Source organism: Candidatus Enterococcus wittei, assembly GCF_002140175.1.
Classification (GTDB): Bacteria; Bacillota; Bacilli; order Lactobacillales; family Enterococcaceae; genus Enterococcus_B; species Enterococcus_B wittei.
In genome coordinates this window covers 26,622-39,838 of the sequence record NZ_NGMO01000001.1, presented here as the reverse complement: position 1 = coordinate 39,838, position 13,217 = coordinate 26,622, and the positions used below count along the sequence as shown (strand labels likewise).

Sequence of the window (13,217 nt, the reverse complement as noted above, 5' to 3'; positions counted from 1 at the left end):
AAGTACCAAAACTACCAATAGCCCAACAACTGGAAACAGAAACAAGAGAGAGATAGTATCAACCACTATAGAATCTGCAGAGAGTATAACCAATCAGAGTTTATTAAAACTTATCAATCAGAGTATAGAAAGAAGTAACTATCCCAATCAGTTCGTCTCTGATCAACAAGTAGATACAGCCTCACAAAAGAATGTAACAAACCGAAACTCTTTAAATCATGTACCTACGAATACTGAAAGCAATCCCAATCACTTTGTTTCCGATCTCAAAATAAGCACAGGACTCCCAAAGGATGCAGAAAAGAAAAGTTTTTTAGATGTTGTATTCACTAGTAGAAACAGAAGTACTCAAAACAATTCAACGAAGGCATTCAATCCACTAATAAACAAGAATCAGAAGATATTAGCCCCACAACATTAATTAGTGTTAGACTTTTCTCCATCGTGTTAGAAGACAAAAATACATGATGGAGAAAAGTGGCGTGGAGATATTTGCAAAGAGTGTCATATTAGGGGAGCTAATGCAACAATCGTCATTTGTAATGCAAGCGAAACAGTAATAGTGACAGGTGTATTTATGTTAACCATACTGACAGGAGTCTGTGAGACAGAGAAGTATAGGATCTTTGTCAAGGAATGTTGGTGAGAAAAATCTTAGAATGAGCGTTTTTTTGTTCTTAATGATAAATTTATACCACTAGTTAATGAAATTATCTAACCATTTTGCTTGTGGTATTCTTTTAGTAGGCCTTTTTGTAGTAACTCTTGTTTGGCTTTTAAATTCAATAAGTTTTTGTGATAATTTTGGGAATACATCACGGAGTATAAAGTGTTTAAGACATAATCGAAAGTGATTTGAGAAGAGAAAGTCGCAACTTTTGCAAAGTCAAATTCTTCTTGAGAAACTACTAGCTTCAACTCAGCTTTATTGGCCATTTCAGACTGTTCATTTCCTGTAATTAGTAAGGTTGTAGCACCAACATGAGACAAATAAGACAAAATTCGTTCATAATGATGGATTCGTCCACTATAGCTGATAAAGATTGCGCAATCCTTTTCAGTAAGATTCGCAGCGTTCCAAGAAGAGTCACTATATTCTTCAGCTAGAATCAAAAATTTATTCAATTTGACTAGTTTGTTTTGAAACTTTCGAGCAGTCGTTTGAGAATCACCTTTGGCAAATAAGAAAATCCGTTCTGCCTGGTTTAATTTAGACGCAATCGTTTCAAGCGGCTGATTTTCAATTTGAAACTGGGCTTTTTTGATTGCTTGAATGGATAGGTCAGCCATCTTTTTGGCAATTGTTTTCGCATCATCCATATCGGAAAAAGGAAAATTTGGGTCAATCACTTGCTTGAATTGTGCAACGAGTTGATGGACCTCGCGCCCTAATTCGAAGCGGAATTCTTTAAATCCGCTAAATCCGATTTTTTTACATAATCGAATAATCGCTGAATGAGAAGTATACGTCTCTTTTGCAAGTTCTTCAATGGTCATATAAATTGCCGATTCAAGATTCAATCGCAGATAATCAGCAATTCGTTTTTCAGTTGTCGTAAATGTTTCTTGAGCGGCTAATTTATCTTCAATAAGCATGAACATCCCTCCATGATCCATCTTACTGAAAAACGGAATGTTTGACCACTTATTTTTTAAAACACATAAACGTTGGAACACCTTTTCAAAATACAAGTAAACTACTCTCTTTTTTTGAACATTTTTACCAAAAGCAAGAAAAAAGTAAGCCTAGCCAAATGATTGCTTTATACTAAGTGTAACAACTATTGAGGAGGAATCATCATGTTAACAATCGCATATTTAGGGAACGGCAAAAGCACGAATCGCTATCATCTACCTTTTTCCAGAAGAATGGCGGATAAAATCCAAATCAAAAAAATTTTTTCACCTGTACCGAATAACTGGGAAACCTTTGATGAAATCGAGTACACAGATCAATTAGCTGATCTTTGGGAGGATCCAGAAATTCAACTAGTCGTGATCACCACACCTAGTCAGTTTCATGTGGAATACGCAAAGATGGCTTTAGAACATGGGAAAAATGTATTAGTGGAGAAACCATTTGCCGAGACAGAAGAAGAAGCTAAAGCTTTGTTTGACTTAGCCGATGAAAAGGGATTATTTATCCAATGTTATCAAAATCGCCGATTTGATTCTGACTTTCTAACCGTTCAAAAAGTCATCGAAAGTGGTAAGTTAGGAGATATCCTTGAAGTAGAAATGCATTATGACTATTTCCGACCAGAAGTCCCAGAAAGTACTAAGGAATTCTCCATCCCAAACAGTTATCTCTATGGTCATGCTTGCCACACAGTTGATCAAGTGCTTTCTTATTTTGGTGAACCAGATGATATCCATTATGATGTTCGTCAATTGTTAGGTTCACGACGGATGAATGACTATTTTGATTTAGATTTTTACTATGGAAGAATGAAGATTTCTATCAAATCAAGTTATTTCCGTATCAAAGAACGCCCGAGTTTTGTGGTTTATGGAAAAAAAGGGATGTTTGTCAAACAAACGAAAGACCGTCAAGAAGAGCATCTAAAAATGTTCTATATGCCAGAAAACGCTGATTTCGGGATTGATCTGCCGGAACATTACGGCATTTTGACTTATATAGATGAAAAAGGAAACTATCATGAAGAAAAAGTAGTCTCTGAAGTTGGTGATTACCGTCGAGTATATGAAGGTGTTTATGAAACATTGATAAATGGTGCGGAAAAAGTCGTCAAGAACGAAGAGACCTTATTACAAATAAGAATATTAGAAACAGGCATTCAACAAATTCAAGAAGCCAAGAATTCTCTCTGATCCAAAGAAATAAAAGAGAGAGATAAAAAGAGCTTTAACCTATTTAAGAGAATAGATAGCCATCCTAAGTGTTTTCTGTTATTATTTTAGTAAACAGTAAACAAGAGGTGATAAGATGGCTTCGATCCGAGATATTGCTAGAATCGCGGGAGTCTCTGCCGCAAGTGTTTCTCGTATTTTAAATGAAGATCCAACTTTCAGTATCAATGAACAGACTCGAATACGAGTCATTGAGATCGCTAACCAATTGAATTACACGGTAAACAAGAATAAACGTGGCACACGGAGCCAAGGAGACGAAATGACGATAGCCTTGATCGTCAGACACCAAGAAGAAGCAGAATTAGATGATCCTTATTTCCGGAAAATCCGTGGAGGAATCGAGAAGGAAGCAGCAAAATGGCGATTTCGTACGATTCGTGCTTTTCACATGAAGGATGCTCATAAAGAATGGACACAACTAGCGAAATATGGGGCAGTAATCATGATTAGTGAGATGACAGTTGAAGCAACGAAAAAGATTGCTGGCATCAACCCCAATCTCATTTTAGTGGATAACTACTCTAATGTGGAAAATCTCGATTGTATCCAAACAGATTTCCAAAAAAAGACTGGAGATATTTTGCAAGTTCTCTATGACAAAGGTCATCGAAACATTGCATTTATCGGAGGATACAGTAGTAAAGTAACAGAAGACGGTCAGGTAGAAAAAAGCCAAGATGAGATCCGCGCTGATTCTTACTTGAAATGGATGACGTTAAAAGGCCTTCGATCTTATGCTCGTGTCTATCAAGGAAGTTGGAAACCAGAAGATGGACTGCGCCTAGGGCAAGAAATGTTGAGAGAGAAACATCCGCCAACCGCAGTGATCGTAGCTAGTGATCCAATGGCAGTAGGGGTTTACAAAGCAATCAATGAAGCAAACAAGAATATTCCTGAAGATATCGCTGTAGCAAGCTTTGATGATATCGAAATGGCTCAGTTCATGACCCCAAGTTTGTCCAGTATAAAAGCAAACCCAGAGGAAATGGGTAGATTAGCGGTTCGAATGGCAAAAGAACGGATGTTAAATGAACGAACCATGCCTGTCCAAATTATTTGCCACAGTCAACTGATGCTAAGAGAATCAACAGAATCCGAGATTCATTAGCGAAATCTATAGATATTTAAAAGGTATTGAATAAAAAAGTTTGAGACGATGAAACAATCTCAAACTTTTTTATTTTTGTGCTTGTGTAAACATTAAGTAAACAATTATACTCCTTTAGTAAACGTTTGCAAAAACTTATTAAAGGGGTTATCAAAATGAAGTTTGTCGATAAATTCGCTGAAAAAATGGTACCTGCTGCTACACTGATTGCAAATAATCGCTATTTGTTAAGTCTTAGAGATGGTTTTATGATGGCTTTTCCTGCAACGATGTTTGCCTCAATCATGATCATTATTCAAAATCTACCCACGACATTTGGCTTTGCTGCTTTTTTGCCAGAGGCAGTCAACACATTCTTAAATGATTTTTTTGGACCTGTAGGAAATGCCACGATGAGTATCTCAGCTGTTTTTATTGTTTATGGGATAGGTTATCAACTGGCGGGGCATTATAAACAGCCTCAAGTATTTGCTGGTGCGATTTCACTTTCTTGTTTTATTATGCTTTTACCGTTTGGGACGGACAAAACGATGGGTACCTTTATCCCTTTATCCAAACTGGGGGCAGAAGGAATGTTTGTCGGAATCTTAACAGCGATTCTTGCGACAGAGATCTATAGTCGGATCAGCCGATCAGGCTTTACGATCAAAATGCCTGAATCCGTTCCACCGATGATTGCTGATTCGTTTGTTGCTATTATCCCAGGAGCGGCTCCGTTATTCTTATTCAACCTGATTCGTTACTTGTTCACTTTCACCAATTGGGGCAATGCCGTCGATTTTGTTTATCAGCTCTTACAACAACCACTTATGGGGCTTGGTGGCACATTACCTGCTGTCTTGATTGCCGTTTTCTTCACTCAACTTTTCTGGTGGTTTGGGATCCATGGCACGTTAGTTGTTAACGCAGTGATTGACCCTATCATGGGTGCATTAGCTATTGAAAACTATGAAGCCTATAAAAACGGCGCAGAACAATTACCGCACATCATCAACACTACATTTATGGGTGTATTTGTCAATCAAGGGATGCAATTAGGGATCTCTATTACGATGGCATTTTTTATCGCCCGTTCAATCCGGATGAAGAAAACAATGAAAACAATCATTGCACCAGCCATTTTCAACGTTTCTGAGCCGATGACTTTTGGTCTACCAGTTGTTTTGAATCCATTAGCCTTCGTTCCTTGGGTACTAGCACCTCTTGCATCAACCACGATTTCTTATTTTGCCATTTATTTTGGACTTGTCCCTCGACCAATTGGAGCGACTGTCGTTTGGACAACACCAATTCTTTTATCAGGCTGGCTCGGGACGGGCTCGATCACAGGAGCTTTGTTGCAAATCGTTACAGTCGTTGTCATGACGATGATCTGGGTGCCGTTTTTAGTCACGATGGATCGAGAATATCTAAAAGAAGAAAAACAAGAAAAAGAGCAAGAAAAGATCAAAGAAATAATGGACGGAAAGATAACGATCGAAGAATGATAGGAAGTGTATACGATGCGTATTGATACATTGAACTACCGAAAAAAAATTCCTAAAGAATCAGTCACTTTCTTTGCCGTTTTATTGGAAGAACAACTGGCCTATTTCCAAAGAAAAGATCCAACTATCAAAAGACTCTCAGAAGGAACGACGATCGTTACAAATCTTAATACAAAGCTGAACCAAGAAATCATACCAAGTACTATGACCGTGCAAAAATTAGTTGTAAATGAGATTTTCGAGACTACAACTAATTACGTCGGTGGAACAATCGTTCAAAGGTATCAACTAACAAAACAAGGACCAAATGAGTTTGTCCTTGTTTATTCTGAACGAAATGAGCTATTGGATGCGAAAATCCAACTTAGTTTACTTTTTGTTCTCCCAATTTATAAATTTTTCTATAATCGTCACATTGCTAAGAGAATCAATTATCTATTAAAAAAAGTCGAATATTTATCGGAATCAAAGAAATAAACAAAGAAAGTACCGAAAGAAGTTGGACAACACTGCTCAAGAAAAAAAGAGCGATCAACTTCTTTTAGAATACAGCAAAATAAAATGAAAGAAATGGTGAATCAACACATGGAACGAGTAACAAACCAGTTATTCCACATGCAGAATGAAACAGTCAGTTTTATTCTACATGTGATGCAAAATGGCCACATTGAACAAGTCTATTATGGCAAACCATTAGATGATTTGAACGATGAAGAAATCAATTATTTGGTTACGACGAACAATAAATCTGCGGGAACTGTGAAGTTTTTTGAAGACGATGGAGCATTCACTTTAACAGATCATCCACAAGCGTATCCTGTGTATGGGTCTTCCGATTTCAAGGAAGGTGCCATTGAACTAACTAGAAATCAAGAAGTTTACTACCCGGATTTTCGTTTTGTCGAAGCATTCTATACGAAAGGGAAGCCAAGAAACCTCGCTCATCCAGCTACTTATGCTGACGAAAATGAATCTGAAACACTTACGATTAAAATGTCAGATGATGAACGCAAGCTGGAATTGCTGTTGAACTACACGCTGTTCAAAGGCTCACCTGCAATTGCTCAAAGTCAAACATTGACGAATCAATCAACATCTGATTTGCAGATCCAGCGGATGTTATCAGGTGTATTGAATCTACCAACAAAGGAGTATACATTCACTCACTTTTCGGGAGCTTGGTTAAAGGAACGAGCGATAAAGCAGAGGCCGTTAGAACAAGGAATCGTAGCTATCGGTTCCTTGAAAGGAGCAAGCGGGCATCAACATAATCCATTTATTCGTTTCACGCATCAAACAGCCACTCTGAATTCAGGGGAAGTATATGGTATGAACTTAGTGTACTCTGGCAATTTTTTGGCTCAAGCAGAGGTGGATGAATGGGACAAAACCCGAGCGATGATTGGTATTCATCCATCACAGTTTCTCTGGAATTTATCTGCTGGAGAATCATTCACGACACCCGAAGCGATCTTGATGTATAGCGATACTGGGACAAATGGTCTAGCAAAGCATTTTAGCTACTTGATTGAAAATCATTTGATGGATCGTAAATGGCGAACATTGCCACGTCCTATTGTCTTTAATAATTGGGAAGCTACTTATTTTGATTTCAATGAAGAAAAGCTCCTTTCATTAGCAGATATTGGCAAATCACTTGGCATGGAATGTTTTGTGATTGACGATGGTTGGTTTTCTCATCGTCAAAATGATCGTTCTTCATTAGGTGATTGGACGGCAGATCCAGCAAAGTTCCCTCAAGGATTAGGCAGATTTGCTAAAAATATCAAAGAGATGGGATTACAGCTAGGGATGTGGTTTGAGCCTGAGATGATCTCTCCAGATAGCGAATTATTGAAAAATCATCCTGATTGGGTCGTTAGACATCCTTATAAGCGAATTTCTGTAGGACGCGGCCAATATGTTCTTGATTTTTCAAATCCTCAAGTGGTAGAAGATATTTATCAACAAATGGTGAAAATCATCGATGAAACGAACCTCGCCTATATCAAATGGGATATGAATCGAAATATTACAGAAGCATTTTCGAGCTATCTTGCTGAGAATCACATCTATCAGCAAGAGTTCTTTCATCGATATATTTTAGGCGTATATCGTCTTTATGAAAAACTCTTGACTACCTATCCTGACTTATTGATTGAAGGATGTGCTGGTGGTGGAGGTAGATATGATCTAGGAATATTATTTTATAGTCCGCAAATTTGGCCAAGTGATAATAGTGATGCTTTAGCACGTTTGACGATTCAAAGTGGTACCCTTTCAGGATATCCACTTTCTAGCTTTAGTAATCATGTATCTGCTTCACCGAATCATCAAGTATTGCGGCACACGTCTTTAGCCTTCCGCCAAGATGTAGCTATGTTCGGCCCATTAGGTTATGAATTAGATTTATTGGCGTTGACAGAAAATGAAAAACAGCAAATCAAGGAACGGATTCGTTTTTATAAAAAACACCGTCAATTGTTGACTCATGGTGATTTTATCCAGTTACTACCCAACGATCCTTCTGATAACGAAGTCTATTGGGGCGTTTTCAACTCAGATAAGACAGAAGCGATTATTGGCTACTATCAAAAAACAGCATTGCCCAATCCAGCTACAATCTCCTATTTACCTTTGACAAAAGCTTTGAAAGAAGATAGTGCGTATCAGATCAATGAACAGGAAATACTTCGTGGGAAAATCTTAATGTCAGTAGGATTGAAAAAACCTCGTTTGTTTAATGGTGCAAATCATGCTACTTATCAATTGGGTGGCGACTGTCAGTCTTTTATTTATCATTTAAAAGAAAGGAACATAAACTCTTATGAAGACATATAATGATCCTCGCTTACTCCATGGTGGTGACTATAATCCAGAACAATGGTTAGACCATCCAGAAGTATTGAAAAGAGATTTTGAATTGATGGACAAAGCACATATCAATACGGTCACTGTAGGGGTTTTTTCATGGAGTACACTCGAGCCAGAAGAAGGACGTTATCAATTTGATTGGTTGGATCACGTGTTTAAAGAGATGAATAAACGAAATGGGCGAGTCATCCTTGCGACCCCTAGTGGTGGACGCCCGCAATGGTTAAGTGAGAAATACCCCGAGGTCAACCGAACAAATCCCTATGGTCAGAAACACCACCACGGGTTCAGACACAACCACTGCTATACTTCACCCATCTATCGGAAAAAAGTGAAAAAAATCAACACTTTACTGGCCAAACGTTATGGTAATGACCCCGCTTTATTAATGTGGCATATTAGTAACGAGTACTCTGGAGAGTGTTATTGTGAGTTGTGTAGCCAAAAATGGCGAGAATGGGTCCAAGAAAAGTATCGAACATTAGAAGCGGTAAATAAAGCTTGGTGGTTGGCATTTTGGAGTAATCATTATTCTAACTGGTCCCAAGTTGTACCACCGTCACCATTAGGGGAACATAAAGTCCATGGCATGGATTTAGACTGGAAACGATTCGTAACGGATCAAACAATTGATTTTTTCTTGCATGAGATCGAGCCTATTCGCCGGATTACTCCCAAAATCCCAGTAACCACAAATTTTATGGCGGAAGGACATGATCAGCAGGATTTTATTCCTTTAGAAGGAATAGACTATTCGCGCTTTGCGAAAGTCGTAGATATCGTCAGTTGGGATAGTTATCCAGATTGGCATAATCCTTATGAACCGCTGCATGTCACTGCTATGAAATCTGCTTATGTTCATGATCAGTATCGTTCTTTGAAAAAGCAACCATTCCTTGTCATGGAATCTACCCCGAGTATGGTGAACTGGCATGCGTATAATAAAGCTAAAAAACCAGGGATGCACATTTTAAGTTCATTCCAACAAATTGCTCATGGTTCAGACAGTACGTTGTATTTTCAATGGCGCCAATCTTTAGGAAACTCAGAAAAATTCCATGGAGCAGTCATAGGACACGATGACAATGAAGAAAATCGGGTATTTCAAGAGGTTGCTACTTATGGACAACGACTAGCTTTGCTTTCTGCGGTCAAAGGAACTACAACACAAGCTAAAGTAGCGATACTATTTGATTGGGAAAGTAATTGGGCGCTCAAACGTGGGGGTGGATATGGTCGACCAACTAGGCAGTATATCCAAACACTCCAAGCCCATTATCAAATCTTTTGGGAAGCAGATATCTCAGTGGACATTTTGACACCTAAACAAGATTTCTCGGGATATTCATTAGTTATTGCCCCAATGTTATATTTGATCGATGATGAAACACTGTCTACACTTTATTCCTATGTCAACAATGGTGGTACATTGATTGCTAGTTATTTCACTGGGATGGTCGATTCAAATGATAAACTTCATTTTGGTGGTTGGCCACAAAAACTACAAAATATTTTTGGCCTGTATCCAAAAGAACTAGATATGCTTTATCCGAAAGAACAGAATCAAATAGACTATTGTGGGAAAAAATTTTTTACGAAAGATTATTGTACCGTTATTCAAGTGACTACAGGGAAAGTTATAGGGAGTTATCATAAAGCATTTTATGCTGGTACACCAGCTCTAGTAGAAAATCAACTAGGAAAGGGAAAAGCTTATTATTTAGCCAGTAGGACAGATAATGACTTCTTGCAGATTTTTTATCAAACGTTGATAGAAAAACTGGAATTGCAACAAGGCATTACAGACACACCCAATCCATTGGTATCTATCCAATCACGAACAAAAGGGGAGGCACATTTTTATTTTTTGATGAATTTTTCTAAAGAAAATCAAACTGTCTCTTTAAATACGAAGCTAGTGGATCTAGAAACAGACCAGTTCGTTCACAATAAACTCAGGTTTAACCCATATGAAGTGAAAATCCTTAAAAAATAACGGGATAACTGAAATTTATCGAAGAAAATACGCATATTCCCCTTTATATTTTGACAGTTATTTTATTCTTGTTGTAGGATAGGGGTATAGTAGGGAGGGAACAAGCATGACAAACTATAATGATGAAAAAGGAAAACGTTTAAGAGGGTCAATGGCTCCTAAAACAGATGATGATGTAGCCTTAGCCGGAACAAACTCTGGTGAAACATTGGAAAAAGAAGAAGCTTTGTCAGGAACAAACTCTGGTGAAACCTTGAATAAAGAAGAAGCAATGTCAGGATCTAACGCAGTTGAAGAAGAAACGACAAAAAAACCTCATCATTTTGAAGAAGAGGTTGAAGAAATAGTCGAAGAAGCAAAAGAAAAAATAGAATCCTTTACTTCTAAGCATAAAAAACATCAATAAAGATTAATCAATGATATACAGGTCAAAAGAATCAAACAAAACAGCGAGAAGATGCTGGTGTTTGATTCTTTTGCTTTTTTAAACTATTTTTTCCTACTTGTTTAAAAATTGTTGGTCATCTCATAATTTTCTAGTATAAGCTTTAATTGTTTAGAAAAAATTCCATTTATCTGTTTGTTAATCAGTAATAAAACAAACAACATAACCTAGAAGGAGGACTGAAATATGGATATCGTATCACTTTTTTCTGACTATGTAACGGGATTATCGGAACATACGACTATCATTACTATCATTATATGCTTAATCATCGTTGCATCACTTTTCTTGTCAGTTAAATTATCTGGTAATTCACAAAAAAAGAACACTTCAAGAAAACCAATGACTAAAAAAGAACGTTATAAAAATTTCAAATAGTCTTTTACAGTCAGATCAATCAATAAAGTAAATAAATGATGAATTGGCTTATCTGATTTTCTTCTAGAATAGTAACTGCCAATTGTGAAATCTGAAGGAGTTTGCTACGTATTATGTATTTTATATGTTATGGTTTTTCATCTTTTTTACGATTTATTTATCCTCATCACAAAATAATTGATCAGAATGTAATAAGGGGAGGAACATATTCTGTCAGAGATGACGGTTCAAAAGATTGTAGCAGCTGTTTATAAAATACAACAAGAAACAATCAAATAAAAAAGATAAGTTCGACAATAGAAGTAAAAAAGAGAGTCTATAGTAAAACCAATTAGTTATATTCATCTTTAAAGAATGTGCTTTGAGAGGGAAATAATGAACTTCATGTTATGATGTATACATAAACTTTTTAACTGAATGTTTACCACAAACATTCAGCTAAAAATTGCCAATCATCTCGACAGCTTTGTGGCCATTCAGGAACAACTCAAGAAAACCTAGTCAATTTAGTGCGATCCTGAAAACTATAAAAAAAAATTATAATAACTATAAGTTTAATCATATTGATAAATGGTAACATCAGAACTATAATTTTCATGAAAATAACAGATAACGAAGAAAGGTGTGTTAGACATGAAAAAAACAAGTAGAAAAGTTGTTATCGTAGGAACTGGTTTTGTTGGGACAAGTATTGCTTATGCAATGATCAACCAAGGTGTTTCAAATGAGCTAGTACTAATTGATGTGAACCAAGAAAAAGCCGAAGGTGAAGCACTAGATTTATTAGATGGAATGGCTTGGGGAGAAACAAATGTTTCAGTTTGGTCTGGTACGTATGAGGAATGTAAAGATGCAGATATCGTTGTTGTTACTGCAGGAGTCAACCAAAAACCAGGACAAACGCGCTTAGACCTTGTCAAAACAAACGCAATGATCACTCGACAAATCGTAAGAGAAGTGATGGATTCTGGATTTGACGGTATTTTCGTGGTTGCTTCAAATCCGGTAGATATTTTGACTTACTTAACTTGGAAAGAATCTGGATTGCCAACTTCTCGTGTGATCGGAACAGGGACAACATTAGATACGACACGTTTCAGAAAAGAGATTGCCTTGAAATTAAACGTGGACCCACGTAGTGTACATGGCTATATTTTAGGCGAACATGGTGATTCTGAAGTAGCCGCATGGTCTCACACCACTGTAGGCGGAAAACCAATTATGGAATACGTTGAAAAGGATCATCGTTTAGAAGAAAAAGACTTAGAAATAATCGCAGATAAAGTAAAAAATGCGGCTTATGAAATCATCGATCGTAAGAAAGCAACTTATTATGGAATTGGTATGAGTACAACACGTCTCGTCAAAGCAATTCTAAATAATGAACAAGCTGTTTTACCAGTATCTTCTTATCTAAGAGGAGAGTATGGGGAAAATGATATCTTCACTGGTGTTCCTTCAATTGTTGGGGAAAATGGCGTAAGAGAAATCATCGATCTATCAATTTCAGAAGCTGAAAAAGAAATGTTCCATCGTTCAGTGAGTGAATTGAAGAAAGTTCTTGAAACTGTTTTATAAGACTCTTATCAATAAATGACTTTGGAGTTAGAACCATTTCAAATGAATAAATAAAAGATGAAGACCAACCTAGACAAACCTTTTTGCCTAGATTGGTCTTTTTTACTTGAATCAATAAAAAAGAAGAGGATTGAAGAAATGAGGGTAGATTCACGTATTTTAGCTATTAAAGGATGCTGATACTGAAAGGAGTACTTTATAGGTAAATCATAATATTTAGGAGGTTAAAAGAGTTTCGAAACATAAGTTATTTTATTGTGATTTGATAAATATATCGTTGTACGAAGTTTAAAATACAGATAATCCTAAAGATGAAATAAATAAGATAAAATATGACAGTTTGAGTTAATTATTAAATGAGAACTATGAGTCAATATCTATGATTAAATTAAACGCACCGAACAGAGGTTTTTTTTATAATCGTGAATATAAAATTGACACATACAAACTAAAATATCAATCAACTTGAAAACTATA

The 13,217-nt window shown here is 36.7% G+C and carries 11 protein-coding genes; 10 read left to right on the top strand and 1 reads right to left on the bottom strand.

Annotated elements, in window-relative coordinates; all coding sequences use genetic code 11:
- A partial coding sequence (locus A5844_RS14060; protein ID WP_179190505.1) for a hypothetical protein occupies positions 1-421 on the top strand: 421 nt, incomplete at its 5' end.
- A 293-nt stretch (positions 422-714) separates the two neighbouring features.
- Here the strand turns inward: A5844_RS14060 and A5844_RS00145 are convergent.
- Positions 715-1,596 (bottom strand): MurR/RpiR family transcriptional regulator, encoded by an 882-nt coding sequence (locus A5844_RS00145; RefSeq protein ID WP_086283056.1) that lies wholly within the window; start codon positions 1,594-1,596, stop codon positions 715-717.
- A gap of 204 nt (positions 1,597-1,800) precedes the next feature.
- Between A5844_RS00145 and A5844_RS00140 the strand changes: the two genes are divergently transcribed.
- From A5844_RS00140 to A5844_RS00100, 9 genes are all read left to right on the top strand, one after another.
- A complete protein-coding gene (locus A5844_RS00140; RefSeq protein ID WP_086283055.1) occupies positions 1,801-2,832 on the top strand; it encodes a Gfo/Idh/MocA family oxidoreductase in 1,032 nt (343 codons plus the stop codon).
- Between the two features lie 115 nt (positions 2,833-2,947).
- Positions 2,948-3,982 (top strand): LacI family DNA-binding transcriptional regulator, encoded by a 1,035-nt coding sequence (locus A5844_RS00135; RefSeq protein ID WP_086283054.1) that lies wholly within the window; start codon positions 2,948-2,950, stop codon positions 3,980-3,982.
- A 155-nt stretch (positions 3,983-4,137) separates the two neighbouring features.
- Positions 4,138-5,469, top strand: a complete 1,332-nt coding sequence (locus A5844_RS00130) for a PTS sugar transporter subunit IIC (RefSeq protein ID WP_086283053.1) — start codon at positions 4,138-4,140, stop codon at positions 5,467-5,469.
- Between the two features lie 15 nt (positions 5,470-5,484).
- A complete protein-coding gene (locus A5844_RS00125; RefSeq protein WP_086283052.1) occupies positions 5,485-5,946 on the top strand; it encodes a DUF3284 domain-containing protein in 462 nt (153 codons plus the stop codon).
- A gap of 108 nt (positions 5,947-6,054) precedes the next feature.
- The gene (locus A5844_RS00120) at positions 6,055-8,310 is read left to right on the top strand and encodes an alpha-galactosidase (protein ID WP_086283051.1); all 2,256 of its coding nucleotides are present in this window, start codon (positions 6,055-6,057) and stop codon (positions 8,308-8,310) included.
- On the top strand, positions 8,297-10,339 hold the full coding sequence (locus A5844_RS00115; RefSeq protein ID WP_086283050.1) for a beta-galactosidase: 2,043 nt from the start codon (positions 8,297-8,299) through the stop codon (positions 10,337-10,339). Before A5844_RS00120 ends, A5844_RS00115 begins: the two co-directional genes overlap by 14 nt.
- Positions 10,340-10,445: 106 nt before the next feature.
- Entirely contained in the window at positions 10,446-10,745 is a 300-nt protein-coding gene (locus A5844_RS00110) for an rRNA processing protein (RefSeq protein ID WP_086283049.1), read from the top strand.
- A gap of 225 nt (positions 10,746-10,970) precedes the next feature.
- Positions 10,971-11,162, top strand: coding sequence for a hypothetical protein (locus tag A5844_RS00105; RefSeq protein WP_086283048.1), 192 nt, complete (start codon positions 10,971-10,973; stop codon positions 11,160-11,162).
- Positions 11,163-11,795: 633 nt separating this feature from the next.
- Positions 11,796-12,740: an L-lactate dehydrogenase gene (locus tag A5844_RS00100; protein WP_086283047.1), complete on the top strand. Its 945-nt coding sequence runs from the start codon at positions 11,796-11,798 to the stop codon at positions 12,738-12,740.
- Positions 12,741-13,217 lie beyond the last annotated feature (477 nt).

Excerpts from the sequence above, each read along its gene's own strand:
- A5844_RS00145 (WP_086283056.1), bottom strand. The coding sequence starts at position 1,596 with ATGCTTATTGAAGATAAATTAGCCGCTCAAGAAACATTTACGACAACT.
- A5844_RS00140 (WP_086283055.1), top strand. The coding sequence starts at position 1,801 with ATGTTAACAATCGCATATTTAGGGAACGGCAAAAGCACGAATCGCTAT.
- A5844_RS00135 (WP_086283054.1), top strand. The coding sequence starts at position 2,948 with ATGGCTTCGATCCGAGATATTGCTAGAATCGCGGGAGTCTCTGCCGCA.
- A5844_RS00130 (WP_086283053.1), top strand. The coding sequence starts at position 4,138 with ATGAAGTTTGTCGATAAATTCGCTGAAAAAATGGTACCTGCTGCTACA.
- A5844_RS00125 (WP_086283052.1), top strand. The coding sequence starts at position 5,485 with ATGCGTATTGATACATTGAACTACCGAAAAAAAATTCCTAAAGAATCA.
- A5844_RS00120 (WP_086283051.1), top strand. The coding sequence starts at position 6,055 with ATGGAACGAGTAACAAACCAGTTATTCCACATGCAGAATGAAACAGTC.
- A5844_RS00115 (WP_086283050.1), top strand. The coding sequence starts at position 8,297 with ATGAAGACATATAATGATCCTCGCTTACTCCATGGTGGTGACTATAAT.
- A5844_RS00110 (WP_086283049.1), top strand. The coding sequence starts at position 10,446 with ATGACAAACTATAATGATGAAAAAGGAAAACGTTTAAGAGGGTCAATG.
- A5844_RS00105 (WP_086283048.1), top strand. The coding sequence starts at position 10,971 with ATGGATATCGTATCACTTTTTTCTGACTATGTAACGGGATTATCGGAA.
- A5844_RS00100 (WP_086283047.1), top strand. The coding sequence starts at position 11,796 with ATGAAAAAAACAAGTAGAAAAGTTGTTATCGTAGGAACTGGTTTTGTT.